The sequence below is a fragment of the Geodermatophilus sp. SYSU D00758 genome, from assembly GCF_054049955.1.
Genome location: NZ_JBJGYK010000004.1, coordinates 70,072 through 95,336, shown reverse-complemented (window position 1 = coordinate 95,336; position 25,265 = coordinate 70,072). Strand labels below are relative to the sequence as shown.

Annotated in this window: 26 protein-coding genes; 16 read left to right on the top strand and 10 right to left on the bottom strand. The window is 78.2% G+C overall.

What is annotated here, in order from left to right; translation table 11 throughout:
* Positions 1-42: 42 nt before the first annotated feature.
* Positions 43-1,281: a DMT family transporter gene (locus tag ACI8AC_RS04535; protein ID WP_456895617.1), complete on the top strand. Its 1,239-nt coding sequence runs from the start codon at positions 43-45 to the stop codon at positions 1,279-1,281.
* 13 nt (positions 1,282-1,294) lie between these two features.
* Here ACI8AC_RS04535 and ACI8AC_RS04530 read toward each other — a convergent pair whose 3' ends face one another.
* Entirely contained in the window at positions 1,295-2,602 is a 1,308-nt protein-coding gene (locus tag ACI8AC_RS04530) for a PucR family transcriptional regulator (protein WP_456895615.1), read from the bottom strand.
* Positions 2,603-2,759: 157 nt separating this feature from the next.
* On the opposite strand from ACI8AC_RS04530, the gene hpnC reads away from it, so the two are divergent.
* Genes hpnC through ACI8AC_RS04490 form a run of 8 tightly spaced genes read left to right on the top strand, consistent with a single transcriptional unit; the run spans position 2,760 to position 13,079 of the window.
* Positions 2,760-3,629, top strand: coding sequence for a squalene synthase HpnC (hpnC, locus tag ACI8AC_RS04525; protein WP_456895613.1), 870 nt, complete (start codon positions 2,760-2,762; stop codon positions 3,627-3,629).
* Positions 3,623-4,504, top strand: a complete 882-nt coding sequence (hpnD, locus tag ACI8AC_RS04520) for a presqualene diphosphate synthase HpnD (protein WP_456895611.1) — start codon at positions 3,623-3,625, stop codon at positions 4,502-4,504. The genes hpnC and hpnD overlap by 7 nt, the downstream gene beginning before the upstream one ends.
* The gene (gene hpnE / locus ACI8AC_RS04515) at positions 4,501-5,859 is read left to right on the top strand and encodes a hydroxysqualene dehydroxylase HpnE (RefSeq protein ID WP_456895609.1); all 1,359 of its coding nucleotides are present in this window, start codon (positions 4,501-4,503) and stop codon (positions 5,857-5,859) included. Before hpnD ends, hpnE begins: the two co-directional genes overlap by 4 nt.
* Positions 5,856-6,878 carry a polyprenyl synthetase family protein gene (locus ACI8AC_RS04510; RefSeq protein ID WP_456895607.1) on the top strand — a complete coding sequence of 341 codons (1,023 nt, stop codon included), beginning with the start codon at positions 5,856-5,858 and terminating at the stop codon, positions 6,876-6,878. The genes hpnE and ACI8AC_RS04510 overlap by 4 nt, the downstream gene beginning before the upstream one ends.
* The gene (shc, locus tag ACI8AC_RS04505; RefSeq protein WP_456895605.1) at positions 6,878-8,752 is read left to right on the top strand and encodes a squalene--hopene cyclase; all 1,875 of its coding nucleotides are present in this window, start codon (positions 6,878-6,880) and stop codon (positions 8,750-8,752) included. The genes ACI8AC_RS04510 and shc overlap by 1 nt, the downstream gene beginning before the upstream one ends.
* Positions 8,749-10,236 (top strand): 4-hydroxy-3-methylbut-2-enyl diphosphate reductase, encoded by a 1,488-nt coding sequence (gene ispH / locus ACI8AC_RS04500; RefSeq protein WP_456895603.1) that lies wholly within the window; start codon positions 8,749-8,751, stop codon positions 10,234-10,236. Before shc ends, ispH begins: the two co-directional genes overlap by 4 nt.
* Positions 10,237-10,238: 2 nt before the next feature.
* Complete coding sequence (hpnH, locus tag ACI8AC_RS04495; protein WP_456895601.1) at positions 10,239-11,243, top strand: adenosyl-hopene transferase HpnH; 1,005 nt, start codon at positions 10,239-10,241, stop codon at positions 11,241-11,243.
* A gap of 6 nt (positions 11,244-11,249) precedes the next feature.
* A complete protein-coding gene (locus tag ACI8AC_RS04490) occupies positions 11,250-13,079 on the top strand; it encodes a 1-deoxy-D-xylulose-5-phosphate synthase (RefSeq protein ID WP_456895599.1) in 1,830 nt (609 codons plus the stop codon).
* Here the strand turns inward: ACI8AC_RS04490 and ACI8AC_RS04485 are convergent.
* Positions 13,049-13,813 carry an SDR family NAD(P)-dependent oxidoreductase gene (locus ACI8AC_RS04485; protein WP_456895597.1) on the bottom strand — a complete coding sequence of 255 codons (765 nt, stop codon included), beginning with the start codon at positions 13,811-13,813 and terminating at the stop codon, positions 13,049-13,051. The two genes, ACI8AC_RS04490 and ACI8AC_RS04485, sit on opposite strands and share 31 nt — an antisense overlap.
* Before the next feature lie 336 nt (positions 13,814-14,149).
* On the opposite strand from ACI8AC_RS04485, the gene ACI8AC_RS04480 reads away from it, so the two are divergent.
* Positions 14,150-14,578 (top strand): phage holin family protein, encoded by a 429-nt coding sequence (locus tag ACI8AC_RS04480; RefSeq protein WP_456895595.1) that lies wholly within the window; start codon positions 14,150-14,152, stop codon positions 14,576-14,578.
* Here ACI8AC_RS04480 and ACI8AC_RS04475 read toward each other — a convergent pair.
* Both ACI8AC_RS04475 and ACI8AC_RS04470 read right to left on the bottom strand, forming a co-directional pair.
* A complete protein-coding gene (locus ACI8AC_RS04475; RefSeq protein ID WP_456895593.1) occupies positions 14,559-15,086 on the bottom strand; it encodes a tetratricopeptide repeat protein in 528 nt (175 codons plus the stop codon). The two genes, ACI8AC_RS04480 and ACI8AC_RS04475, sit on opposite strands and share 20 nt — an antisense overlap.
* Before the next feature lie 146 nt (positions 15,087-15,232).
* The gene (locus ACI8AC_RS04470) at positions 15,233-15,661 is read right to left on the bottom strand and encodes a MarR family winged helix-turn-helix transcriptional regulator (protein WP_456895591.1); all 429 of its coding nucleotides are present in this window, start codon (positions 15,659-15,661) and stop codon (positions 15,233-15,235) included.
* Between the two features lie 251 nt (positions 15,662-15,912).
* Here ACI8AC_RS04470 and ACI8AC_RS04465 point away from each other — a divergent pair, with 251 nt between their 5' ends.
* The gene (locus ACI8AC_RS04465) at positions 15,913-16,263 is read left to right on the top strand and encodes a hypothetical protein (protein WP_456895589.1); all 351 of its coding nucleotides are present in this window, start codon (positions 15,913-15,915) and stop codon (positions 16,261-16,263) included.
* 4 nt (positions 16,264-16,267) lie between these two features.
* Here the strand turns inward: ACI8AC_RS04465 and ACI8AC_RS04460 are convergent, their stop codons facing one another.
* A complete protein-coding gene (locus ACI8AC_RS04460) occupies positions 16,268-17,377 on the bottom strand; it encodes an enolase C-terminal domain-like protein (RefSeq protein WP_456895587.1) in 1,110 nt (369 codons plus the stop codon).
* Positions 17,378-17,551: 174 nt separating this feature from the next.
* Between ACI8AC_RS04460 and ACI8AC_RS04455 the strand changes: the two genes are divergently transcribed.
* Positions 17,552-18,553 carry an SDR family oxidoreductase gene (locus tag ACI8AC_RS04455; RefSeq protein WP_456895585.1) on the top strand — a complete coding sequence of 334 codons (1,002 nt, stop codon included), beginning with the start codon at positions 17,552-17,554 and terminating at the stop codon, positions 18,551-18,553.
* A gap of 179 nt (positions 18,554-18,732) precedes the next feature.
* Here ACI8AC_RS04455 and ACI8AC_RS04450 read toward each other — a convergent pair whose 3' ends face one another.
* The 3 genes from ACI8AC_RS04450 to ACI8AC_RS04440 form a co-directional block, all read right to left on the bottom strand.
* Positions 18,733-19,269 (bottom strand): inorganic diphosphatase, encoded by a 537-nt coding sequence (locus ACI8AC_RS04450; RefSeq protein ID WP_456895583.1) that lies wholly within the window; start codon positions 19,267-19,269, stop codon positions 18,733-18,735.
* A gap of 89 nt (positions 19,270-19,358) precedes the next feature.
* Positions 19,359-19,640 (bottom strand): hypothetical protein, encoded by a 282-nt coding sequence (locus tag ACI8AC_RS04445; protein ID WP_456895581.1) that lies wholly within the window; start codon positions 19,638-19,640, stop codon positions 19,359-19,361.
* 41 nt (positions 19,641-19,681) lie between these two features.
* Positions 19,682-20,305 (bottom strand): iron transporter, encoded by a 624-nt coding sequence (locus ACI8AC_RS04440; RefSeq protein ID WP_456895579.1) that lies wholly within the window; start codon positions 20,303-20,305, stop codon positions 19,682-19,684.
* Between the two features lie 140 nt (positions 20,306-20,445).
* Between ACI8AC_RS04440 and ACI8AC_RS04435 the strand changes: the two genes are divergently transcribed.
* A complete protein-coding gene (locus ACI8AC_RS04435) occupies positions 20,446-21,198 on the top strand; it encodes a GAF and ANTAR domain-containing protein (protein ID WP_456895577.1) in 753 nt (250 codons plus the stop codon).
* Between the two features lie 143 nt (positions 21,199-21,341).
* Positions 21,342-21,629 (top strand): hypothetical protein, encoded by a 288-nt coding sequence (locus ACI8AC_RS04430; RefSeq protein ID WP_456895575.1) that lies wholly within the window; start codon positions 21,342-21,344, stop codon positions 21,627-21,629.
* On the opposite strand, the gene ACI8AC_RS04425 is transcribed toward ACI8AC_RS04430, so the two are convergent.
* Both ACI8AC_RS04425 and ACI8AC_RS04420 read right to left on the bottom strand, forming a co-directional pair.
* Complete coding sequence (locus ACI8AC_RS04425) at positions 21,611-22,636, bottom strand: potassium channel family protein (RefSeq protein ID WP_456895573.1); 1,026 nt, start codon at positions 22,634-22,636, stop codon at positions 21,611-21,613. The genes ACI8AC_RS04430 and ACI8AC_RS04425 overlap by 19 nt on opposite strands.
* Positions 22,633-23,430: a hypothetical protein gene (locus tag ACI8AC_RS04420; protein ID WP_456895571.1), complete on the bottom strand. Its 798-nt coding sequence runs from the start codon at positions 23,428-23,430 to the stop codon at positions 22,633-22,635. Before ACI8AC_RS04420 ends, ACI8AC_RS04425 begins: the two co-directional genes overlap by 4 nt.
* A gap of 134 nt (positions 23,431-23,564) precedes the next feature.
* Here ACI8AC_RS04420 and ACI8AC_RS04415 point away from each other — a divergent pair, with 134 nt between their 5' ends.
* Together ACI8AC_RS04415 and ACI8AC_RS04410 are read left to right on the top strand one after the other, a co-directional pair.
* Positions 23,565-24,491 carry an alpha/beta fold hydrolase gene (locus tag ACI8AC_RS04415; protein WP_456895569.1) on the top strand — a complete coding sequence of 309 codons (927 nt, stop codon included), beginning with the start codon at positions 23,565-23,567 and terminating at the stop codon, positions 24,489-24,491.
* Between the two features lie 45 nt (positions 24,492-24,536).
* Positions 24,537-25,214: a response regulator gene (locus ACI8AC_RS04410; RefSeq protein WP_456895567.1), complete on the top strand. Its 678-nt coding sequence runs from the start codon at positions 24,537-24,539 to the stop codon at positions 25,212-25,214.
* The last annotated feature ends 51 nt before the right edge of the window (positions 25,215-25,265 follow it).

The following is a 25,265-nucleotide window of genomic DNA, read 5'->3' as shown; positions in this document are numbered from 1 at the left end:
GCCGGTGACCTACCCCGGCCGTGCACGGGGTACGACCCGGGTGTGGCCGTGTACCTCCTCGCTGTCGGCGCCGGTCTCCTGTTCGCCGTCGGCTCGGTCGTGCAGCAGCGGGTCGCCTCGGTGGCCCCACCCGGGAAGTCGCTGCGGTTCGGCCTGCTGCTGTGGCTGGTGCGCCAGCCGGCCTGGCTGGTGGGTGTCGGCACGGCGGTGGTGGGCAACCTCTTCAGCGGCGCGGCGCTGGGCATGGGCAGCGTCGCCATCGTGCAGCCCCTGCTCGTCTCCCGGCTGCTGTTCGCCATCCCCCTCTCGGCGGCCTGGGCCAGGCAGCGGATCACCGGCCGGGACTGGCTGGGCATGGTGGCCACCGCCGGCGGGCTGGCCACCTTCCTGCTCGTGGGCCGGCCCGAGCCCTCCGACGGCGAGGACCCGGCGGTGTGGCAGTGGCTGGTCGTCGCGGGGGCCATCGGGGCGGTCACCGGCGCGCTGGTGCTGACCGCGCGCCGCCTCGCCCCCGCCCGCGAGGCGCCCATGCTGGGCGCGGGCGCGGGCATGCTGTTCGCGCTGCAGTCGGGCTTCACCCACACGGCCGTCAGCCGCTTCCTCGACGAGGGCCTCGGCGGCCTGCTGGCCGAGTGGACGACGTACGCCGTCGCGGTCACCGCGGTGCTGGGCACCCTGCTGGCCCAGAGCGCCTACCAGATGGCCCCGCTGGCCGCCTCCTACCCGGCGCTGGCCGCGGTGGAGCCGCTGGCCGCGATCGCCATCGGCGTGGGCGTGCTGGGCACCGCCCTGGCGGTGGGCGTGCTGCCGGTCACGGTCTTCGTCCTCGCCCTCGCGGTGATGACCGCCGGCATCTGGCTGCTGGCCACCTCCGAGCTGGTGACCGGCCAGCGGGAGACGATGGAGCGGCGGCGCGCGGAGGAGGTCGTGGCGGAGCTGGAGCGCGACCTGGACCACCGGCTCGACCACCTGGCCGAGGCCGTCCGCGGCCTGGAGACCCGCGGCGCCCGCACCCCGGAGCGCGCCGTGCGCCGGGTCGACGAGCTGGTCGGGCAGGTCGACCGGCTCCTGGGCCGGCTCGCGGGCTGCCACCGCGAGGCCGAGGAGGACCGCGCCACGGACGCCGCCGCCGCGGGACACCCGCCGTCCGACGAGCTGGACCGGGTCCTCGACCGCTACGCCGAGGAGAACCGGCACCGCGAGGAGCGGCTGCGGTCACGGGCCGCGGAGCTCCGGGCGAGGGCGGCCGCGGCCCGGGAGGCGGTCCGGCGCACCGGTTGAGCGCCGGCCGGGCTCAGCCGCGCTCCGCGGCGCGCACGTCCGGGAGGTCCGCCCCCCGGACGCCGGCGACCCCCGGGAGCCGGTGCAGGGACGCCGGCCGGGCGGGACCCGTGGCGGCCCCCTCGGGCGGGTCCCAGGCCACGGCGAGGGTCAGCTGCCGCCGTCCCTCCGGGCTCTCCAGGGCGGGGCCGAGGAGCTCGTGCAGCCGACGCATGCGGTAGCGCACCGTCTGCGGGTGGATGCCCAGCTCCTCGGCCACCGCCCGGCGGTCGCCCATGTGCGCGAGCCACGCGCGCAAGGTCTGCCGCAGGGGCTCGCGACTGCCGGGCGCGGCCGCGTCCAGCGGGCGCAGCACGCGCTCCCGGAGCGCTCCCAGCAGGCCGGGGTCGGCGTGGACGACCAGCGCGTCGAGGTGGTCCTCGACGAAGACGGGGCCGTCCCCGGCGGGGAGCACGCCGGCCGCGGACTCGGCCAGCCGGGCGCTCTCCGGCAGCCGGTCCAGGGGTACGGCGGGGCCGACGAGCGCGGGGGCCCCGCACAGGGCCGCGACCAGGCGCTGCCGCCGCCCCGGCGCTGCCGGTTCGGGCACGACGGCACCGGGCAGCCGGGTGTGCCGCAGCTCCAGGGAGTCGGTGCCCAGCCGGGACAGCGCGGTGCGGTCGGCGTCCTCCCCGCCGGTCAGGTAGAGGACGGCGGCGGTCGCCGGCAGCGGCCAGTCCGCCGCGCGCGCGGCGGCGGCCACGGCCGCCCGGTCGGCGCGGTCGCTGAGCAGCCGTTCGGCCAGGAGCCCGCGCAGCCGCAGCCGGTCCTCCCCGCCGTCCCGCTCGTCGACGTAGCCCTCGACCGTCACCGCGCCCAGCCGGTCGACCAGGGCGAACACCTCCTCGGCCAGGGCGGCGAGGGCCTCGGCGCGCACCCCGCACCGCACCGCCTCGGCCGCGAGGTGGCGCCAGGCGGCGCGCCCCCCGGCCTGGTACGCCGAGAGGAGCGCCTGGACCGGCCGCCCCCGGCGCCGCTGCTCCCGCCCCAGCTCGGCGAACAGCCCCCACACCTGCTCGTCCCCGGGCTCGGGACGGCCCGGCGGGACGGTCCGGCCCCGGTCGCCCACCTCCGGGTGCGACCGCAGCGCCTGCTCGGCGCCCCAGACGAGCCGCCGGACGGCCAGCTCCGCCGGCCCGACCGCCTGGGCGCGCCCGCCCTCCAGGAAGTCGGCGTAGGCCGGGTCGACGGCGGCGAGGGCCCGGCTGACGTCCTCGAGCATCCGCGGCAGCGACGCGATCAGGGCCGGCAGCAGGCCGACCAGCGAGGTCCGCCCCGTCACCGTGCCTCCCTCCCGCACCAGCGGCGCCGTGGGACGAGGGCCGCCCCCCGGACCCGGGTCCATTACAGGACAACTGTTGCCGAGTGACAACTTCAGCGGGCGGATCCCACTCCCCCGTGAGCAGATCCGCGGCCCCCGCCCGGCGCACGCTGGTCCCGTGCCGTCCCCCACCTCTGTTCCCGCGCACCCGGAGCGGCTCCGGGCCGCGGAGCGCACGGAGAACTTCCCGGTCGCCCTCCGGCTGCTGCCGCCGGACCTGCGCGCGGACCTGCGCGCGGTCTACGACGTGGTCCGCACCATCGACGACCTCGGTGACGAGCTGCCCGAGCGGTCCCGGGGTGAGCGCGTCGCCGCCCTGCACGCCTTCGCCGACGACCTGGCCGCGGTGTGGTCCACCGGGGCACCGCGCTCCCCGGGGGCGGCCCGGCTGGTCCCCGCGGTGCGCCGGCGCGGCCTGCCCCGCGAGCCCTTCGACCGGCTGCTGCAGGCCAACCTCGCCGACCAGGAGGTCACCCGCTACGACGACTTCGGCGACCTGCTGGGGTACTGCCGGCTGTCGGCCGCGCCGATCGGGGAGCTGGTGCTGCACCTCTTCGGCGCCGCCACCCCCGCCCGGCTGGCCCTGGCCGACCGGGTCTGCGCCGGCCTGCAGGTGGTCGAGCACCTGCAGGACGTCGGGGAGGACCGCCGCCGCGGCCGGGTGTACCTGCCGCAGGGCGACCTGACCGCCGCCGGCGTGCCGGAGTCCGATCTCGACGCGCCGGCCGCCTCGGCGGCCCTGCGCGCCGTCGTCCTCCTCCAGGCCGACCGGACCGCGGCCCTGCTCACCGCCGGCCGCCCCCTGGTGGCCGACCTGGGCGGCTGGGCCCGGATCGCGGTCGCCGGCTACCTGGCCGGCGGCCTGGCCGCCCTGGACGCCGTCCGCCGGACCGGCGGGGACGTCCTCGGGTGCACCGCCCGCACCCGCCGCCACGACGTCGCCCGCCACGCCGCGGTGCTGCTCCTCTCCCGGGGCCGGCCGTGCTGACGCCGACGCTCGAGCAGGCCTACGCCACCTGCGAGGGGATCACCCGGGACCAGGCGCGCAACTTCTACTACGGCATCCGGCTGCTGCCCCCCGCCAAGCGGTCCGTGCTGTGCGCGGTCTACGCCCTGGCCCGCCGGATCGACGACATCGGCGACGGCGACCTGCCCGCCGCGGAGAAGCGGGCCCGGCTGGCCGGGGTCCGTGCCTCGGTGGCCGCCCTGACCGCCGGCGAGGACGGCGGCGACCCGGTGCTCGCGGCGCTCGCCGACGCCGCGCGGCACCACCCCATCCCGTTCGACGCCTTCGACGAGCTGGTCGACGGGGTGGCCATGGACGTCGAGATGGACACCACGGGCGCCCGCTACGCCACCTTCGCCGACCTGGTCGGCTACTGCCGCTGCGTGGCCGGCTCGGTGGGCCGGCTCTGCCTCGGTGTCTTCGGCAGCCGGCCGGACCCGCGCGCCCCCGCGTACGCCGACGCCCTGGGCGTCGCGCTGCAGCAGACCAACGTGCTGCGCGACATCCGGGAGGACCTGGCCAACGGCCGGGTGTACCTCCCCCAGGAGGACCTGGACCGCTTCGGGGTGGACCTGCGGCTGGACGCCGGCGGAGCGCTGGCCGACGACGGCGGCGCCCTCTCGGCGCTGGTCCGGCACGGCTGCGCCCGGGCGCAGACCTGGTACGACGACGGCCTGCGCCTGGTGCCGCTGCTGGACCGCCGCAGCGCCGCCTGCTGCCTGGCCATGTCGGGCATCTACCGCCGGCTCACCGAGCGGTTCGCCGCCGAGCCGTCGCTGGTGCGCGACCGCCGGGTGTCGCTGTCCGGCCGCGAGAAGGCCGTCGTCGCCGCCCGCTCCCTGGCGGGGCGCCGGTGAGCCGGCCGGCGACGGTGGTGGTCGGCGGTGGCCTGGCCGGGGTGGCCGCCGCCCTGGGCCGCGCGGACCGGGGGGACGCGGTGACGCTGCTGGAGTCGCGCCCCCGGCTGGGCGGGCTGGCCGGCTCCTTCCGCCGCGGCGACCTGGTCGTCGACACCGGCCAGCACGTCTTCCTCCGCTGCTGCACCGCCTACCGGGCCCTGCTCGACCGGCTGGGCGTCGCCGACCGGGTCACCCTGCAGGACCGGCTCGACGTGCCGGTCGCCGCACCCGGAGCGGCCCGCGCCCGCCTGCGCCGGGGGCGGGGCCCGGCGCAGCTGTCGCTGGCCGCGATGCTCGCCGGCTACCGGCTGCTGCCCCCGGCCGACCGGCTGCGGGCAGCCCGGGCCGGCCTGGCGCTGCGCCGCCTGGACCCGGCCGACCCCGCCCTGGACGGGCGGGACCTCGGCTCCTGGCTGGCCGCGCACGGCCAGTCCCGCCGCGCGGCCGCCGCGCTGTGGGACCTCGTCGGCGTGGCCGCCCTCAACGCCCCCGCCCGGGACGCCTCCCTGGCCCTGGGCGCGATGCTCTTCCGCACCGCGCTGCTCGACGACCCGGCCGGCGCGGACATCGGCTGGGCCCGGGTCCCGCTCGGTGCGCTGCACGACACCGCGGCCGCCGGGGCCCTGCGCCGGTCCGGCGTCGAGGTGCGCGCCCGGGCCCGCGCCGCGGCGCTGACCCGGCGGGGCGGGCGCTGGGTGGTGCACGAGCGCGGCGGCGCCGAGCACGTCGCCGACCGGGTGGTGCTGGCCGTCCCGCCCGAGGCCGCCGAGGGGCTGCTGCCCGCGGGCGCGGTCGGCCTGGCCCCCGGGTGGGCCGCGCGGCTGGGCCGGGTGCCGATCGTGAACGTGCACCTGCACTACGACCGCCCGGTGCTCGACGGCCCGCTCCTGGCCGCGGTCGGCAGCCCCGTGCAGTGGGTGTTCGACCGCACCGGCCCCTCGGGCGCGCGGACCGGCCAGTACCTCGCCGTCTCGCTGTCCGCGGCGCACGAGCAGGTGCGCACGCCCGCCGCCCCGCTGGCCGCACGGGTCGAGGCCGCCCTGGCCGAGCTGCTGCCCGCGGCCGGCCGCGCCCGGCTGCTCGACCGATTCGTGACCCGGGAGCCGGCCGCCACGGTCGACCCCCGCCCCGGGCAGGCCGCCCGGCGCCCCCCGGCCGCCACCGGTCTCCCCGGCCTCGCGCTGGCCGGGGCGTGGACCGGCACCGGGTGGCCCTCGACGATGGAGGGCGCCGTGCGCAGCGGGACGGCGGCGGCGCGGGTGCTGGCCGACGAGCCGGCCGGCGAGGACCGGTGGACGGGGGTGGCCGCGTGACCGCCGTCCTCGCCCCACCCGCGCTCGACCGCTGCCGCCGGCTGGTGGAGCCGGCGCTGCGCGCGGCCGTCGACCGGCTGGACCCCACCACCCGCGCCGCGGCCGCGTACCACCTGGGGTGGACGGAGGCCGACGGCACCCCGCGCACCGGCGGCGGCGGCAAGGCGGTCCGCCCCGCCCTGGCCCTGCTCGGCGGGGAGCTGGCCGGGGCCCCGCCGGAGGTGGCGCTGCCCGGGGCGGTCGCCGTGCAGCTGGTCCACGACTTCTCGCTGCTGCACGACGACGTCATGGACGGCGACACCGAGCGCCGGCACCGGCCGACGGTCTGGGCGCTGTGGGGGGTGCCGTGCGCGATCCTCACCGGCGACGCGCTGCAGGACCTGGCCCTCGACGTCGTGCTCGACAGCGGCTCCCCGCACGCCTGCGCCGCCGCCAAGCTGCTCACCACCACCACGGCCGAGCTGATCCGGGGGCAGGTCGCCGACCTGGCCTTCGAGCGGCGTGCGTCGGTCGGGATCGGCGAGTGCCTGGACATGGCCGCCGGCAAGACCGGGGCGCTGCTCGCGGCGGCCTGCAGCATCGGCGCGGTGCTGGCCGGCGCGCCGCGGGCGCAGGTGTCCGCCCTCGACGAGCACGGCCGCCACCTCGGGCTGGCCTTCCAGCTCGTGGACGACCTGCTGGGCATCTGGGGGGACCCCGCCACCACCGGGAAGCCGGTGCTGGCCGACCTGCGGACCCGCAAGAAGTCGCTGCCGGTCACCTGGGCGCTGGCCGCCGGCGGGGCGGCCGGCCGGGAGCTGGCGCGCTGGTACGCCACCGACCCGGCCGGGGACGACGAGGCCGCGCTGCACCGCGCCGCCGACCTGGTGGTCGCCGCGGGCGGGCGGGAGTGGGCCGGCGCCGCCGCCCGCGCGGCGCTGGACCGGGCACGGGCGGCGGTGCACCGGGTGCCGCTGCCGGCCGGCCCGCGCGCCGAGCTGGAGGACCTGGGCCGCTGGCTGACGACGAGGGAGTGCTGATGACGCAGACCGCCCCCCGCACGACCACCGCCGCCGGTGCGCTCGGGCGGGCCGTCGACCACCTGCGGTCGCTCCAGGACCCCGCCGGCTGGTGGAAGGGCGAGCTGGAGACCAACGTGACCATGGACGCCGAGGACCTGCTGGTGCGGGAGTTCCTCGGCATCCGCACCGCCGAGGAGACCGCCGCGGCCGCCCGCTGGATCCGGTCCAGGCAGCGCGCCGACGGCACCTGGGCGACGTTCGAGGGCGGCCCCGGCGACCTGTCCACCACCGTGGAGGCCTGGATGGCGCTGCGGCTGGCCGGCGACCCGCCCGGTGCGCCGCACATGGCCCGGGCCGCCGCCTTCGTGCGGGAGCGGGGCGGGGTGGCCGCCACCCGCGTGTTCACCCGCATCTGGCTGGCGCTGTTCGGCCTGCAGCGCTGGGCGGACCTGCCGGCGCTGCCGCCCGAGGTGGTGCTGCTGCCGCGCTGGGTGCCGCTGAACATCCACGACTTCGCCTGCTGGGCGCGGCAGACGATCGTGCCGCTGACCGTCGTCGCGAGCCTGCGGCCGGCCCGGCCCCTGCCCTTCGGCATCGACGAGCTGGTCGTGCCCGGCTCGCCGCGGGTCACGGGTAGCCGGTTCTGGCGGGCCTTCGACCGGGTGCTGCACGCCTACGAGCGGCACCCGGCGCGCCCGCTGCGCCGGCTCGCCGTGCGCCGCGCGCTGCGCTGGATCGCCGACCGGCAGGAGGCCGACGGCTCCTGGGGCGGCATCCAGCCGCCGTGGGTGTACTCGCTGCTGGCGCTGCGGCTGGCCGGCGGGGCGGAGTACCGGGACGTGTACGAGAAGGGGGTCGCCGGCCTGGCGGGGTTCCTCGTCCACGAGCCGACCCCGGACGGCGTCGTCCGCCGGCTGGAGGCCTGCCAGTCGCCGGTGTGGGACACCGCGCTGGCCCTGGTCGCGCTGCGCGACGCCGGGGTGGACGCCGGCGACCCCGCCGTGGCGGCGGCCGGGGGGTGGCTGCTGGCCGAGGAGGTCCGGGTCCGCGGCGACTGGGCCGTGCGGCGGCGGTCGCTCGCCCCCGGCGGGTGGGCCTTCGAGTTCGAGAACGACGGCTACCCCGACGTCGACGACACCGCCGAGGTGGTGCTCGCGCTGCGGTACGCGGCCGGGGACACCGCCGGCGCGGCGATCCGGCGGGGCCTGGACTGGGTGCGCGGCATGCAGTCCCGCGGCGGCGGCTGGGCCGCCTTCGACGTCGACAACACCAGCCCGCTGCCCGGCCGCCTGCCGTTCTGCGACTTCGGCGAGGTGACCGACCCGCCGTCGGCCGACGTCACCGCGCACGCCGTCGAGGCGCTGGCCGCCGAGGGGCTGGCCGGCAGCCCCGAGTGCCGGCGCGGCGTCGCCTGGCTGCTCGCCGAGCAGGAGGCCGGCGGCTCCTGGTTCGGCCGCTGGGGCGCCAACCACGTCTACGGCACCGGCGCCGCCGTGCCGGCGCTGGTCGCCGCCGGCGTGCCGGCCTCCGACCCGGCGATCCGGCGGGCGGTGGCGTGGCTGGAGGGAGCGCAGCAGGCCGACGGCGGCTGGGGCGAGGACATGCGCTCCTACCGCGACCCGGCGTGGATCGGCCGCGGCACCCCCACGGCCTCCCAGACCGCGTGGGCGCTGCTGGCCCTGCTCGCCGCCGGCGAGGAGCGCTCGGCGGCGGTCGCCCGCGGGGTGCGCTGGTTGGTGGAGCGCCAGCGACCCGACGGGACCTGGGACGAGCCGCAGTACACCGGCACCGGCTTCCCCGGCGACTTCCTCATCAACTACCACCTGTACCGGCTGGTCTTCCCCGTCTCCGCCCTCGGCCGCCACGTGCGCGCGACCGGGGGGCCGGCGTGACCGCCCGGCCGGTCGTGGCGACCCCGCTGCGCAGCGAACGGGCCGCGCTGACCGGTGCGGTGCCCGGCGTGCCGGTGCAGCGCACCGGGCGGGGACCGCGGCGCTCGGCGGCGTGGGTGCGGGACCGGGCGGCCGGGCCGGTCCTGGTGGCCGGGGTCGCCGGCGCGCTCGACGCCCGGCTGCGGCCGGGCGACCTCGTCGTCGCCGGCGAGGTGCTCGGCCCCGACGGGTCGGCGCTGCCGTGCCCCTCGGCGCCGCTGCTGGCCGGCGCGCTGCGCCGGCGTGGCCTGACCGTGCACGTCGGCGCGGTCGCGACCGCGACCAGTGTGGTGACCGGCCGCACGCGCACCGCCCTGGCCGCCGGCGGCGCGCTCGCCGTCGACACCGAGTCCGCCCTCCTGGCCGCCGCCGGGGACCCGCGCGCCGTCGTCCGGGCGGTGGTCGACACCCCCGCCGACCCGCTGCTGCACCCGGGCACCCCCGGCCGCGGCGTCCGGGCGCTGCGCAGCCTGCGCGCGGCCGGGCCGGCGCTGGCCGAGTGGGCCGCGGCCCTCGGCCCCCGCGCGGTCGTGCTGGCCAGCCCCCGGGCGTTCTGCGCCGGCGTGGAGCGGGCGATCGACACCGTGGCCCGCGCCCTGGACGCCGCGGACGGCGCACCGGTCCACGTGCGGCGGCAGATCGTGCACAACGCGCACGTCGTCCGCTCGCTCGAGGAGCGCGGCGCGGTCTTCGTCGAGGAGCTCGACGAAGTGCCGCGCGGCGCCCGGGTGGTGCTGTCGGCCCACGGCGTGGCCCCGGAGGTGCACGCCCAGGCCGCCGAGCGGGACCTCGCCGTGGTCGACGCGACCTGCCCGCTGGTGGCCAAGGTGCACGCCGAGGTGCGCCGCTACACCCGCCGCGGGGACACCGTGCTGCTCATCGGGCACGCGGGGCACGAGGAGGTCGTCGGCACCGTCGGCGAGGCGCCCGGCGCCGTGCGCGTGGTCGGCGACGTCGACGCCGCCCGCACGGTGGCCGTGCCGGACCCCCAGCGGGTCGCCTACGTCATGCAGACGACGCTGGCCGTGGACGAGGCCGAGCGGATCGCCGCCGTCCTCCGGGAGCGCTTCCCCGCGCTGCAGGCGCCGCGCCGCGACGACATCTGCTACGCCACCACCAACCGGCAGCAGGCCGTGCGCGCGGTCGCCGCCGCCAGCGACCTGGTGCTCGTCGTCGGCTCCGGCAACTCCTCGAACTCCCGCCGGCTGGTCGAGGTCGCCGAACGGGCGGGCTGCCCCGCCGCCCTGGTCGAGGACGCCGGCCGGGTCGACCTGCGCCGCCTCGCCGGCGCCCGCCGCGTCGGGATCACCGCCGGCGCCTCCGCCCCGCCGTCCCTCGTCGACGAGCTCGTCGCCGGCCTGTCCGGCCTCGGGCCGGTCACCGTGCGCGAGGAGCACGTCGTCGACGAGGACGTCCGCTTCGCGCTCCCCCAGGAGGTCTCCTGACGATGGCCATGCCCCTCCGCCAGAGCGCCCGGCTCGGTGGCTACCTGCTCAAGCAGAAGCTGCTGCGCAAGGAGAAGTTCGCCCTGCTGGTCGAGCTCGAGCCGCTGTTCGCCTGCAACCTGTCCTGCGCCGGCTGCGGCAAGATCCAGGAGCCGGCGTCGGTGCTCAAACGCCGGATGCCGGTCGAGGAGGCCGTCGGCGCCGTCGAGGAGAGCGGCGCCCCGATGGTCTCCATCGCCGGGGGCGAGCCGCTCATGCACCCGCAGGTCGACGAGATCGTCCGGCAGCTGCTCGACCGCGGGAAGATCGTCTTCCTGTGCACCAATGCCGTGCTGATGCCCCGGCACCTGCACCGGTTCACCCCGCACAAGGACTTCGCGTGGATGGTGCACATCGACGGCCTGCGCGAGCGGCACGACGCCTCGGTGTGCAAGGAGGGCGTGTTCGACTCCGCCGTCGCGGCGATCCGGCAGGCCCAGGACGCCGGGTTCCGGGTCATGACGAACACGACGTTCTTCGACACCGACACCCCGGCCGACGTCGTCGACGTGCTCGACTACCTCAACGACGAGCTCGGCGTCGACAACATGCAGATCTCCCCCGGGTACGCCTACGAGAAGGCCCCCGACCAGGAGCACTTCCTCGGCGTCCGGCAGACCCGGGAGCTGTTCGCGAAGGCCTTCGACGGCGGGCGGCGGCGCCGGTGGCGGCTCAACCACTCCTCGGTGTTCCTCGACTTCCTCGAGGGGAGGCGCGACCTCGCCTGCACGGCGTGGGCGATCCCGTCGTACTCGCTCAAGGGCTGGCAGCGGCCCTGCTACCTGATGGACGACGGGCACGTGGGCAGCTACCGGGAGCTGCTGGACACCACCGACTGGGGCGCCTACGGCCGCGGGAAGGACCCCCGCTGCGCCAACTGCATGGCGCACTGCGGCTACGAGCCCTCGGCGGTGCTCGCCACGATGGGGTCGCTGCGCGACACGATCCGCACCGCCGCCGGGCGGTGACCGGCCGTGCCGTCGCTGCTGGAGCGGATCACCGGGCCGGAGGACCTCCGCGCGCTGCCGCCCGACCGCCTGCCCGCGCTCGCCGCCGAGCTCCGGGACGTGCTCGTGGCCACGGTCCCGCGCACCGGGGGTCACCTCGGGCCCAACCTCGGCGTGGTCGAGCTGACCATCGCCCTGCACCGGGTCTTCCGGTCGCCGTCCGACGCGGTCGTCTGGGACACCGGGCACCAGGCGTACGTGCACAAGCTCCTCACCGGGCGGGGTGGGGAGCTGGGCACCCTCCGCCGGGCCGGCGGCCTGTCGGGCTACCCGAGCCGGGCGGAGAGCCGGCACGACCTGGTCGAGAACTCGCACGCCTCCACCGCGCTGTCCTGGGCCGACGGGCTGGCCACCGCCTTCGCCCTGCGGGGGGAGACCGGCCGGCACGTGGTCGCCGTGGTGGGCGACGGCGCGCTGACCGGGGGCATGGCGTGGGAGGCGCTGAACAACCTCGGGGCGACCCCCGACCGGCCGGTGACCGTCGTCCTCAACGACAACGGCCGCTCCTACGCGCCGACCGTGGGCGGGCTGGCCGCGCACCTGGGGGCGCTGCGGGACAGCGGCGGCGGCGTCGAGCCGGTGTTCCCCGCGCTCGGGCTGGCCTACCTCGGCCCGGTCGACGGCCACGACGTCGACGCCGTGGAGGCGGCGCTGGCCGCGGCCCGCGCCGCCGGCCGGCCGACCGTCGTGCACTGCGTGACCGAGAAGGGCCGCGGCCACCGCCCGGCCGAGGAGCACGAGCTGGACCGGATGCACGCCGTCCCCCCGGCACCGTCCGGCCCGGTGGGGGTGCCCGGGAGCGCCCCGGCGCGGCCGTCGTGGACCTCGGTGCTCGCCGGCGCGCTGGACGACCTGGCCGCGCGCCGACCGGAGGTGGTGGCGCTGACCGCGGCGATGCTCGAACCCACCGGGCTGGCCCCGCTGGCCCGCTCGGCGCCGGACCGGGTGCGCGACGTCGGCATCGCCGAGCAGCACGCGGTGACGATGGCCGCCGGCCTGGCCACCGGCGGGCTGCACCCGGTGGTGGCCGTCTACGCGACCTTCCTCAACCGGGCCTTCGACCAGGTGCTCATGGACGTCGCCCTGCACCGGCTGCCGGTCACCTTCGTGCTCGACCGGGCCGGCATCACCGGCAGCGACGGTGCCAGCCACAACGGCACGTGGGACCTCACCCTGCTCGGCACCGTGCCCGGCATGCGCATCGCCGCCCCCCGGGACGCCCCGCGCCTCGTGGAGCTGCTGGAGGAGGCGGTCGCCGACGCCGACGGGCCGACCGCGCTGCGCTTCCCCAAGGGGAAGGTCCCCGCGCCGGCCGAGGCGGTGGGCCGGATCGGCACCGCCGACGTGCTGGCCGGCTCCTCGCAGGCCGCCGACGTGCTGCTGCTGGGGGCCGGCCCGCTGGCCGGGACGGCGCTGGCCGCGGCCGGCGGGCTGATCCGCGCCGGGATCCCGGCGACCGCCGTCGACCCCCGCTGGCTGCGGCCCGTCCAGCCGGAGCTGGTGGCCGCCGCCGCCGACCGCCGGCTGGTGGTGACGCTGGAGGACAACGGGCTCAACGGCGGCTACGGGGACGCCGTCTGCCGGGCGCTGCGGATGGCCGGGGTCCGGACCGAGGTCCTCACCCTGGGCCTGCACCAGCGCTTCCTCGCCCACGGCGAGCGCGACGCGCTGCTGGCCGCCGCCGGGCTGGACGCCGGGTCGGTGGTGGCCCGGGTGCACGCCGCCCTCGACGCCGGCCGCGGCCGGGTCCGCGGCCTGCGCCGGGTTCAGGACAGGCGCCGCGCCAGCGCCCGGTAGGGGCCGGGCAGCGCCGCCGACAGCCACGCCGGCAGGGCCAGCCAGCGGGGCACGGTGCGGCGCAGCGGGCCGCCCTCCAGCGCCGCCACGACGGCGCGGGCCACCCGCTCGGGCGGGACCGGCCGCGGCACCCGGCGGTCGTAGGGCACCGCCCGGCGGGCCAGGAACGGGGTGTCGACGACGCCGGGAGCCACCGTGGCGACCCGGACACCGGCGTCCCGCAGCTCCTCGTGCAGCAGCGCGGCGAAGGCCTCCACGGCCGCCTTGGTGGCCGAGTAGACCGTCTCGCCGGGGACGCCCACCCGGCCGGCGACGGACGTGACCAGGCACAGCGCCCGCTCCCGGGGCGCGGGTGCGGCGGCGAAGGCCGCCACGGCCGCCCGGGCGAGGTCCAGGGTCGCGCGCGTGTTGAGGTCCACGAGGGCGGCGACCTCCTCGCCGGTCATCCCCGCGACCGGCCCCACGTGCCCGGTGCCCGCCGCCGCGACCACCCCGTCGAGCCGACCGGAGGCGGCCACCACCCGGTCGACCAGGCCGGCCGCCGCGCCGGGGTCCCGCAGGTCGGCGGGCAGCGCCGTCCCGCCGCAGCGCGCGGCGGTCTCCTCCAGCGCCCGCGCGTCCCGGCCGGACACGACGACGGCGGCCCCCCGTCGCCCCAGCAGCTCGGCGACGGCTCGGCCGATGCCGCTGCTGCCCCCGGTGACGAGGACGACCGCCCCGCTCAGCCGCACCACGCCCCCTCTCCCGGATGCCGGGGCGCCGGCCGCCCCCTACGGTTGCAGTATGGCAAGAATTGCCGCGCTCCCGGCCCCCGGGGCGCCGTCGCGACCGCGCCGGCCGCCCGGCCGGTCCTCCGCTGGAACCCGTACCGGACGCCGGTGCCCGGCCGCCACCTCGCCTCGGCCCCCACGCCGTCCGGGCCCTCGGTGCACGGGATGTGCGGGGACGACGCGGCGCGGGTGGCGCTGCGCGAGGTGTTCGGGATCCGGGGTCCCCGCCGCTGCCGGGCCCGGTTGGCCCGGGGGCGGGCGGGTAGGCCCTGGGCGATCCCGCCCGAGGAGGAGGACCCGATGACCGAGAGCGCCCGGGGCGGCTCGACCGCCGACCTCCTGCAGTCGCTGACCGAGGACCTGCAGACGCTGGTCCGCCAGGAGCTGGCCAACGCGCAGCAGGAGCTGGCCGGCACGGCGCGGCGTGCGGGCCGGGCCGGCGCGCTGCTGGGTGGGGCCGGCGCGCTCGGCGTGCTGGCCCTCGCGCACTCGCAGGCGCTGCTGCTGCGGGTGTTCGAGCGCCGGCTGTCCCCCACCGCCGCGGCCGCGCTGACCACCGCGCTCTACGGCGGCGGCGCCGCGGCGCTGGCCGCCGCGGCCCGGGCGGAGCTGGAGAAGGCCCGGCCGCTGCTGCCCCGGCGCACCATGGCCAGCGTGGAGGAGGACGTGCGGGCGGCCACCGGCTCCGGCTCCGGCCCGGGTGCGGCGGTCAGCCCCCCGCGACCGTGAGCCCGGCGTGCATGCCGGCCTGCGGGTGACCGGTCAGCCGGCACACCGGCCGGACCGGCTGCCCGGGGGCCACCTCCACCGACACGGTCTGCCGCTCCCCCGGGGCGAGCACGTCGCTGCGGCCGAGCTCCCGGTCGCCCTGGACGAGGACGACGTCGTGCGCGGCACGGCCGGCGTCGGCCAGCAGCAGCGCCGCGCCGGCCCGCCTCACCCGCCCTCCGGCAGCGACCGCACCCCCGGGGGCGGCCGGCGAGTCCGGGGCCGGCTCGAGGAAGCGGGTGAGGGACGCCGCGGCGCCCGGGGCGCGGGCGGCCTGCTGGGCCAGGCCGAGCGCGAGGGACACGTCGGGGTCGCCGGGGTGCCGCCCGGCCAGCTGCTCCGCCGGGGTCACCGCCTCCTCGGGACGGCCGGCCCGGACCAGCGCGTTGGCGCGCAGCAGCCGGATGCCGTCGACGGCGGGGTCGTCGGCCCCCGGCGCCAGCGCGAGGGCCCGGTCGTAGGCGGCCACGGCCGCATCGAGCTCACCGGCGCGGTCGCGCGCCCGGGCCAGGGCGGTCCAGGCCGCGGGGTCCTCCGGCGCGGCCCCGGCGGCCGCGCGCAGCTGCGCGGTGCCCCGGGGTGCGGCGGCCGCGGCGGACGGCGGGACCGCCGGCGTCAGCTCCGCGCGGTCGTCCCGGTGAGGAGGACGGCCAGGGCCGCCACCACGCCGTCGCGCTCGCCGGGCGGCACCCGGTCGAGGCAGGACCGCAGCTGCTGCAGCCGGGACCGGTCGTAGCGGGCGAGGGTGGCCTCCCCCTCGTCGGTCAGCCGGAGGCTGATCTCCCGGCGGGTCTGCTCGGAGGTCCGGCGGTCGGCGAGCCCGGCGGCGACCAGGCGGTCGACCAGCCGGCTGGCGGTCGAGACGGTGACGCCGAGACCCTGCGCCAGCCGGCCGAGGTTGGCGCCGGGGTCCTCGCGCAGCACGGTGAGCGCTCTGAGCTGGACGGCGGAGACGTCGCCGACCTCCTCGGCGGCGCGGACCGAGATGGCCATCGCCTCGCGGACCGCGCCGAGCAGGACCTCGTCGGCCGCGGTGCGCCGCATCCCCTGGCCCCTCCCTGCCCGGCGTCCGGTCTCCGGCGAACGGGCGCTGCCGACCATCCTCGCCCACCGGGCAGCGCCCTGCGCGCGGGGGGCCGGGGCCCGGCGGATGACGAAGCGGTGACACCTGGACCCCCGGCGCGCGACCTGCCGCGAGGCGTGCCAGTGTCGTTCCCCAGGACGGGGCTCCGCGGGAGACCATCCGCACCACCCCGTCGCAGGTGGGAGGTCCCCTCATGAGGATCGACGGCAGCGTGAGCCCCGCGTGCGGTGCGGAGGTCGCCGGGGAGCAGCAGGAGCAGGCCGTCCTCGTGACCTTCGCCGTGGAGCACCCCGTTCCCTGGCCCCGCCGGACGGCGGGCGCGGACCCGGCGCTCGAGGAGCTCGAGGACACGGTCGACCGGGCCCTGTGCGCCGCGGGCGTCGGCGAGCTCGACGGACTGCAGATCCGCGGCACGTCGGTGTCGCTGTTCGCCTACGGCCCGGACGCCGAGCGCATCTGGGAGGCGGTGCGCCCGGCCGTGCTGCGCTACCCCCACCGGTCGGGGACCGTCACGCTGCGGTACGGGTGGTGCGGCGCCCCCACCCGCAGCCTGCCGGTCTGACCGGTCACCCGACCCGGTAGCGCGCCAGGTCGGCGTCGCGGACCCCCAGGCCCAGGCCGGGTCGGGACGGGTCCGGTCGCAGGACACCGCCCGGCCCGGGCTCGAGCACGCCGTCGAAGGCCATGCCCTCGATGCGGACGTGGTCGTGGAAGTACTCCAGGTGCCGCAGGCGCCAGGCCGCCGTCCCGACCTGGGCCGAGACCTGCGGCGCGCAGTGCAGCGACAGGTCGAGGGGCTGGGCGTCGCACAGCGCGGAGACGCGCAGCAGCGCGCTGATCCCGCCGCAGCGGGTCACGTCGGCCTGCAGGCAGTCGACCGCCCCCGCCTCGAGCATGCGGTGGAAGTAGGGCAGGTCGTAGCCGTACTCCCCGGCCGCGATGTCGAGCCCGCCGGGTCCCCGGTCGCGCAGCAGGCGCAGCCCGGCGAGGTCGTCGGAGCTGACCGGCTCCTCGAGCCAGCTCACCCCGGCGTCGGCGAAGCGCCCGGCCCACTGCAGCGCCTGCTTGCGGGTGTAGGCGCCGTTGGCGTCGACGAGCAGCTCGGTGTCGTCCCCGACCGCTTCCCGGGCCACCTCCAGCCGGTGGCCGTCGGAGCCGGGGTGCCGGCCGACCTTCATCTTCACGCGCGGGATCCCCTCGGCGACCCACCCCGCCAGCTGATCGGCGAGCTGCTGGTCGTCGTAGGAGGTGAAGCCGCCGCTGCCGTAGACCGGCGTGTGCTCGTGGACGGCACCGATGGCGGTGGTCAGCGGCAGCCCGGCCAGCCGGGCGTGCAGGTCCCACAGCGCGATGTCGACCGCGGAGACGGCCTCGGCGACGAGGCCCGGGCGGCCGAGGTTGCGGACGGCGTGCTGCATCGCCGCCCAGGCCGCGGCCGGCCGGGCGGCGTCCGCGCCCTCCACGACCCCGGCCAGCTCCCCGGTCACCACCTGCGCGGCCGAGGGCCCCGCATAGGTCCAGCCGATGCCGGTGTGCCCGGCGGCGGTCGCGCGGACCAGGACCAGGGTCGTCGAGTCCCACTCCAGGGTGCCGTCGGACTCGCGTGCGTCGGTGGGGACGGTGTACGCGGCGGCCTCGATGCGCTCGACGGCCGGCGGGGCGCTGTCGCGTTCCATGACCTGGGGATGCCCACCACTGCCGCATGCCACATGTGTGCGGGCGGTACGGGTGGGGACGCCGCGGGCCCTGCACGTGGCCGAGGTGATGGGGCCGGCCCGGTCACGGGGCCGCCCGCGGTCGCCGGAGCCGGTGGGCCACGGATCAGGCGTTCCCGGACACGGAGGAGACGCATGTCGGAGCAGGTCGTCGTCGTCACCGGCGCGAGCGCCGGGATCGGCCGGGCCACCGCGGTGGCCTTCGCCCGCCGCGGGGACGGGGTCGCCCTCCTGGCTCGCGGGGAGGACGGGTTGGCCGCCGCGGCGGACGACGTCCGCACAGCCGGGGGGACCCCGCTGGTGGTACCCGTCGACGTGGCCGACGCCGCGGCGGTCGAGGCCGCGGCCGACCGGGTCGAGCGCGAGCTGGGCCCGATCGACGTCTGGCGCAACGTCGCGTTCAGCACCGTCTTCGCGCCCTTCTCCCACCTCACCGCGGAGGAGTACGCCCGCGCCACGCCGGTCACCTACCTCGGCTTCGTGCACGGCACGATGGCGGCGCGGCGCCGGATGCGGCCGCGCGACCGCGGCGCGGTCCTGCAGGGGGGCTCCGCGCTGGGGCGGCGCGGTATCCCGCTGCAGAGCGTGTACTGCGGCGCCAAGCACGCCATCAAGGGCTTCACCGAGTCGGTGCGCACGGAGCTGCTGCACGAGGGCAGCGCGGTGCACATCGGCCAGCTCTACTTCCCCGGCGTCAACACCCCCCAGTTCCAGTGGGTGCTCGAGAAGCTGCCCAAGAGGCCCCAGCCGGTGACGCGGATCTACCAGCCGGAGGTGATGGGCCGGGCGATGGTGCACGCCGCCGAGCACCCGCGACGCCGGGCCTGGTGGATCGGCGTCCCGACCGTCTACACCATCCTCGGGGAACTGCTGTGGCCCCGGCTGATGGACTCCTACCTGGCCCGCAGCGGCTACTCCGGTCAGCTGACCGAGCAGGACACCCCGCCCGACGCCCCGGTCGACCCCTGGGGGCCGGTGGACGGGCCCGGGGGACGCGTCTTCGGCGCGGAGGGGCAGTTCGGCGACCGCGCCCGGACCCGCGACCCGCAGACCTGGGCCGGCCGGCACCACGGCGTGCTCGTCGCCGCGGGCGCCGGCCTCCTCGCCGGCGCGGCGGCGCTGCGCGCCCGGCGGTGAGCCGCCCCGCCACGCGGGCGGTCACCGCGGGGTCCGCGCTTCGGGGGGCGGCGCCGCTGGTGCAGCCCGCCGGGCCTGTTCGCCGAGGAGTTCGACGTCCGCCGGGGCCGACCGTGCGGGGACCTGCCCCAGGCCTTCGTGCCCGCGATGCTGCCGGAGGGCGCCGGGGCGCTGTCCGGCTAGCCGGGGCTCCCCGCGGTCTGCGGCCCCCCGCCGCGCTGCTCGGCGAACCGCCGCCGGGCGTCCTCGAGCGCCCGCTCGGCCTCGGCCCGGCGTTCCCACCCGCGGGTGTCGACGGCCCTCTCGGTCTCGGCCGACTTGCCGGGCTCCAGCGCCTCGTAGATCTCGAAGAAGTGCCAGATCTCGGCGATCTGGTGCATCGCGACGTCCTCGAGCTCCTGCAGGTGCGCGTGCCGCGGGTCCTCGGCCGGGACGCAGAGCAGCTTGGCGTCGGGCCCCTGCCGGTCGTGCATCCAGAAGACCGCGATCACCCGCGCGTGCACCAGGCAGCCGGGGAAGGTCGGCTCCTCGAGCAGGAGGAGGGCGTCGATCGGGTCGCCGTCCTCGGCGAGGGTGTCCGGCACGAACCCGTAGTCACCCGGGTAGCCGGTCGCGGTGAACAGCATCCGGTCCAGCCGGATCCGGCCCCGCTCCTGGTCGAACTCGTACTTGTTCCGCGACCCCTTGGGGATCTCGACGACGACGTCGGCGTCCACGGGAGCACTCTCCCGGAGTCACCGCGGCTCGGCATCCCGGGTCACGACGCGGCGGAGCCCCCCGCCGGGGCGTGGTCGCGCTCCCCGCGCTACCGGAGCCGCTCCCGCTGCGGCACCACGGTGTACTTCGGGTCGTCGGCGGAGACCATCCCCGCCTCGAAGACGCCGAACCGGGTGACCGCGGAGGCGGCGAGCACCGCCGCGCCGGCGTCGGCGGCCAGGCCGATCCGCGGCAGCCACCCGGTCGGGGAGCTGCCCGCTGCCAGCGGGCCGTAGCCGGCATGGTCGGGTCGGCGGCCGCGGCGAGCAGGGACGAGGCCGAGGCAGCCGAGCGGGAAGGGGGTGGCCGGCGGCCGGAGCACCACCTGCACCGCCTGGCCACCCGCGACCGGTGGCGCCCCCCGGGCTCCGGTCAGCCCGCGTGGTCGGTCTCCGGCCCGCGGGGCCGGGCGTCCGGGCTCGGCTTGCGGCCCGGCTCGAACGACACGTCCGCGAACACCACGTCGACCGGCTCGGCGTACCGCTTGCCGTTGACCGGGTCGTGCCGCATCCAGGACGGCGGCTCGACGTGCACCTCGACGGTGAACGGGCCCTCGCCCGGCACCCGCGCGTTGAACCCGTAGTGGTGCAGGAACGGGTGCCACAGGAAGGGCGCCGGGGCGCTGAACAGCTCGCCGTCCCCGTCGAGCAGCCGCACCGTGACCTCCAGTCCGGGCACGAAGCGGCCGTCGGCGGCGTCGGCGACCGCGACCTCGACGTGCGCGTTGGCCTCCTCGGGGGCCTCGCGCCACACCAGGCCCTCCCCGTCCGGCGCGTACATCCCCTCCGCCTGCTCGTTCACGAGGGCGACGACGTAGTCCCCGGCGCGGGCGAGCGCCGCGCCGTCCTCCTCCTGCATCGCCTGCAGGGCCCGGCCGTACGCGTCACCCTGCGCGCGGGCGGTGTCGAGCTGGTCGGGCTCGGCCTCGTTGCTCTCCCCCACGGGCGGCTGCGTCGCGGGGGTCGTCCGCTCCTCGACCACTCGTCCTGCCGACATGCCGATCTCCTCTCCTGCGACGGTGTGCCGGCCCGGCTGTGCCCGGCCGGCGGGGAGCGCACCCGTCGCGTCCCCTCGCCGTCACCGGATCGACACACCCCCGCCGCGCCGCCGGGGCGGAGGTGCGCTGCAATGGCCGGGTGGCCGCCGATCTGCCCCTCGAGCTGGCCGACCTGGCGCGGCTCGCCGAGGGCGACGTCGACCCCGGCCGGGTGCTGCAGCGGGTCGTCGAGCACGCCCGCGACCTGGTGCCCGGCTGCACGGGGGCGGCGCTGACCGCGCGGTCGGCCGAGGGCCGGCAGACGGCGGCGTGGACCGGCGACCGCGTGGCACGCTGCCACGCGGCCCAGTTCGCCGAGGGCGGGGCCGGCCCGGCCGTGGACACCCTGGTGCACGGGGAGCCGCGCCGCTCCGACGACCTGCGCGCCGAGCGGCGCTGGCCCGGGTTCGCCGAGGTGGCCCGCTCCTGCGGCTTCCGCAGCTGCCTGGCCCTGCCGCTGCGCAGCGATCGGGCCGTGGCCACGGCGTTGAACCTGTACGCCGACGAGCCGGGCGTCTTCCGCGACACGACCTTCGACGTGGCGCTGTTCTTCGCCGCCGCGGGCGGGGCCGCGCTGGACAACGCCGAGCTCTACCGGCGCAGCGTCGAGCTCGTGGGGCACCTGCACGCCACGCTGGCGGCGCGGGGGCTCATCGAGCGCGCGAAGGGGCTGCTGATGGGCCGGGAGGGGATCGGCAGCGAGGAGGCCTTCGACCTGCTGCGCCGGCAGTCGCAGCACACCCACCGCAAGCTGCGCGACGTGGCCGCCGACCTGGTCGGTGAGGACGTCCCCTGGACGCCCCCGCGCGGGGGCCGCCCCGGAGGGGTGCCGGAGCCCGGCCCGGCGGCCTAGGCTGGCCGCGGGCTGAGCGAGCAGCCGGTCTGTCCGTGACGGCAGCTCTGCGAGGCCCCGTGTCCACTCCTCCGCCCCGGCTCCGGCCCGACGACGCTGCGCTGCTCGTCCCGCTCCGATCGCTCCACCTGCACCCGCGGGTGGTGACCGAGCGCCTGTGCGACGAGCTGGACGTCCGGCTCGAGGTCCGGGACCCCACCCGGCCCGGCCGCGTCGAGCTGCTGTGCCGCGACGCGCACGAGCCGCCGCCGCCGACCTGGGACGCCGTCCGCGTCCCGGACGGCGACGCGGGGGACGACGCGGGCGGCGACCGCGTCGTGTGGCGCGGCCCCGACCGGTGCTGCCCGGTCGGGGCGGTCCTCGCCTTCCTCTCGGACCTGGTCCGCTGCGACGAGGCGGTGCTCCGCGACCGCTACCGCGCACTCGGCTGATCCCGCGTCCGGGGCCAGGTCCGGCCGTCCCCGTGGACGAGACGGGCCAGGGCACCGCGGTGCGCGGCCTCCTCGGCGGCGAGCCGGGCGAGGGCCGCCCGGTCCGCGAGCGGGATGCCGGCCGCGGCCAGCGGCCCGGGATCGGGCACCGGCGGCCGTCGATCGGTCTCCGGTACGGCGGAGACCGCCCCGGCGGCCAGCACGTACCGGCCCAGCGACCGCCGGAGGGCGACCACGGCGCTCTCGCCCGGGCGCGCGTTCTCGGCGACCGCGCCGCGCAGCAGCAGGAGCGCGTCGTCCAGCTGCGCGAGGGCGAGCGGGGCGGAGGCACCGCGGTCGCGGCTGTGCCAGTAGTGCAGGACCGGGTAGGCCAGGTGCTGCTCGGCGACGGAGGCCAGGGCGCCACCCAGCGAGACCAGCTGCTGGACGAACGCCTGGCTGAAGTCACGGCCGGTCCACCCCTGCACGAGCACTCCGGCCGCGTCCTCGCCGAGGGCGTGGACCTGGACCGCCAGCGCCCGGCGGGCGACGACGGCCGAGAGCACGGACACCAGGTAGGTGATCGCCAGGGTCACGGAGAACAGGCCGGTGAAGCTGGCCACCGCGGTCGTGATCCGCCAGGCGGGGGTGGCGGCGACCACGTCGCCGGTCCCGAGGGTGAAGACGGTGAACCCGGCGTAGTAGACGACGTCCGCCACCCCTGCGGGAGCCCCGGTGTCGGCGTCCACCACGGCTCCGCTCGAGGCCAGGAAGACCAGCGACCAGCCGCCCCAGAGCAGGCCGACCCACACCAGCGCGGTCATCAACAGCAGCCCCGGGCCGGCCCAGGACAGCCACCGGGACCCCCGTCCGCGCCGGTGCAGGCGCAGCAACCCCCGCCAGGTCCGGCCGAGCAGGCGGCGCGTGAGCGGGCCCCCGCCGGTGCCCACGGCGAGCGTGGTCGCCACCACGTCGGCCAGGCCCAGGAGCAGGAGGACCGCGCCGCCGGCCAGCAGCAGGGCGTTCACTCCCCGAGCACGGTGACGAGGGCGAGCAGGCCGCCGTAGAGCACGAGCCCGGTGAGGAACCAGGGGTAGCTCGACCGCCCCGTGGCCGGCAGCTCCTCCTTGAACACGTTGAGCAGGATCGAACCGCCCAGCAGCGCGGTGAGCAGCGCGACCAGCAGCGTGCTCGTCGGCGCGAGCAGCGCGTCGAGCAGCCAGCCGGCCAGCAGGGCCAGGGTCAGCAGCAGGCGGCCGGAGCGCGGGAACCGGCGCGGGTAGTGCTCCTCGAGGGAGCGGTCGGTGAGCACGAAGTGCAGGCCCATCGCGACGGTGAACAGGACGGCGAAGGCCACGCCGGTGCGCAGCCGCAGCGCCATGGTGTAGGTGATCAGTGCGTTGTAGACCATGAACGAGCCCAGGTGGAGCCAGTAGACCCCGGCGGGCTCCGCGGGCCGGCTCTCCGGCCCACCCGGCCGCGCGGTCCCGGACCGGGACGGCGCCGGCGACCGCTCGTCGGCCAGCCGCTGCAGCCCGTAGAAGGCGGCGAACCCGGCCAGCGCCACGAGGAAGATGCCGAGGTCGACCAGCGGCGTGGGCTGCAGGACGTCGGACAGCGCCTCCCCGATCGCCTCGTTGCCCTCCGCGATCTCCGGCAGCAGGTGCAGGAACACGTAGGCCACGGCGAGGCCGCCCGCGAAGGACGCCGTGGCCCGCTCGGGCACCAGGGGGAGCTTGCGGATCCGCGGCGCCGCCAGGTGCAGCGCAGCCAGCAGCACAGCGATCCCCAGGGCCCACCACACGCTCGCTGCAGCCGACACCCGTCCTCCTCCCGCCCGACCCGTGGCGGGGCCGCCGTCCCAGGGGACGACACCGGCCCGCTCCCCGCATGCGGAGACCCCGGACGTCACCGGATCGTCACGGGGTCCCGACCGCAGCCGGGTAGGGCCCGACCATGGCCGCGGAGACCGTCTCCGGTGCCCGCTGCGTGACCACCGACGACGGGGTGGCGCTGCGGGCCGAGGTCGCCGGGCCGGACGCGGCGCCTCTCACGCTCGTCCTGGTGCACGGGTACGCCGCCCGCGCCGCCGTCCTCGACCCGCTCTGGCGCGCACTGCTGCCCGGGACCCGGGACGGCCGGCTCCGGCTGGTCCGCTACGACCAGCGGGGCCACGGCGACAGCGGCTGGGCCGGGGGCCGGTCGGCGACCGTGGCCCGGCTCGGCCGCGACCTCGGCGCGGTGGTCGACGCGCTGGCCGCTCCCGGCCGGGTCGTGCTCGCCGGGCACTCGATGGGCGGCATGGCGGTGCTGGCGCTGCTCGGGCGGCGACCGCAGCTGGTCGGCTCCCGCGTGGCCGGCGTGGCCCTGCTGTCCACCGCGGCCGGCCCCGTCGCCGCCGCCGGCCGGCCCCCTGGCCCTGCGAGCAGGCTGCGCCGGCGCCTGGCGGAGGGGGGCGCCCGGCTGCTGCGGCGGGCCGCACCGCTCGTGCGGCTCGTGCACCCGTTCGCCCGGGGACCGGGGCGACGCTGGTTGCGCTCGCGGCTGTTCGCCGGCGACCCGGCCGAGACCACGGTGCGGGCGGTGACGGAGGCCTGGCGGGCGACGCCGGCCGCCGTGCTCGCCGCCTACCTGCCGGGGCTGGCGCACTACGACCGGCGCCGCGCGCTCGCGGGGCTGCGCGGGCTGCCCGCCGTGGTCGTCGCCGGCACCGAGGACGCCACCTTCCCCGCCCGGGCCGCCGTCCGGCTGGCCCGCCACCTGGGCCCCGCGGCGCGGCTGGTGCTCGTCCCCGGCGCCGGGCACATGGTCCCCGTCACCCACCCGGCGGTGGTCGCGGCCGAGCTCCGCGCGCTGCTCGACCGGGCCCGCGAGCTGCCATGAGCAGCCCACCCGGCCACGACCGGCCCGACGGGGCACACTCCAGGGGTGTCCCGGACCGTGCTGATCATCGAGGACGACGTGCGGGTGCGGCGGATGGTCCAGCTGACCCTCCAGCGCGAGGGGTTCCAGGTGACCGAGGCCGCCACCGGCGCGGAGGGCCTGGCCCGGCTGGCGGAGCACCCCGCCGACGTCGTCCTGCTCGACCTGCGGCTGCCCGACCAGGACGGGCTGGAGGTCTGCCGGGCGATCCGGCGCGCGGGCCCGACCCCGGTGGTCATCGTGACCGCGCGCGCCGACAGCGACGACGTCGTGGCCGGTCTGGAGGCCGGTGCCGACGACTACGTCACCAAGCCCTTCGTCCCCCGCGAGCTGACCGCGCGGATCCGGGCCGTCGGCCGCCGGGCGCAGGCCGACGACGGCCCGACCTCGCTCACCGCCGGGGACCTGGAGATCGCCCCGCTGGCCGGCACGGTGACCCGGGACGGCGAGCGCATCGAGCTGACCCGCACCGAGTTCCGGCTGCTCACCGAGCTGGCCGCCGGGGCCGGCCGGGTGTTCAGCCGCGAGGAGCTGCTCGACCGCGTCTGGGGGTACGGCTACTTCGGCGACTCCCGGCTGGTGGACGTGCACGTGCTCCGGCTGCGCAAGAAGATCGAGCGCGACCCCGCGCACCCGGCGATCGTCACCACCGTGCGGGGCATGGGGTACCTGGTGCCGGGGTGAGCCGGCCCGGGCGGCCGGCCTGGCGGCACACCCTGCGAGGCCGGGCGACGC

Excerpts from the sequence above, each read along its gene's own strand:
- ACI8AC_RS04460 (WP_456895587.1), bottom strand. The coding sequence starts at position 17,377 with ATGGAACGCGACAGCGCCCCGCCGGCCGTCGAGCGCATCGAGGCCGCC.
- ACI8AC_RS04470 (WP_456895591.1), bottom strand. The coding sequence starts at position 15,661 with ATGCGGCGCACCGCGGCCGACGAGGTCCTGCTCGGCGCGGTCCGCGAG.
- ACI8AC_RS04440 (WP_456895579.1), bottom strand. The coding sequence starts at position 20,305 with ATGTCGGCAGGACGAGTGGTCGAGGAGCGGACGACCCCCGCGACGCAG.
- ACI8AC_RS04480 (WP_456895595.1), top strand. The coding sequence starts at position 14,150 with ATGACCGAGAGCGCCCGGGGCGGCTCGACCGCCGACCTCCTGCAGTCG.
- shc (WP_456895605.1), top strand. The coding sequence starts at position 6,878 with ATGACGCAGACCGCCCCCCGCACGACCACCGCCGCCGGTGCGCTCGGG.
- hpnH (WP_456895601.1), top strand. The coding sequence starts at position 10,239 with ATGGCCATGCCCCTCCGCCAGAGCGCCCGGCTCGGTGGCTACCTGCTC.
- ACI8AC_RS04455 (WP_456895585.1), top strand. The coding sequence starts at position 17,552 with ATGTCGGAGCAGGTCGTCGTCGTCACCGGCGCGAGCGCCGGGATCGGC.
- ACI8AC_RS04415 (WP_456895569.1), top strand. The coding sequence starts at position 23,565 with ATGGCCGCGGAGACCGTCTCCGGTGCCCGCTGCGTGACCACCGACGAC.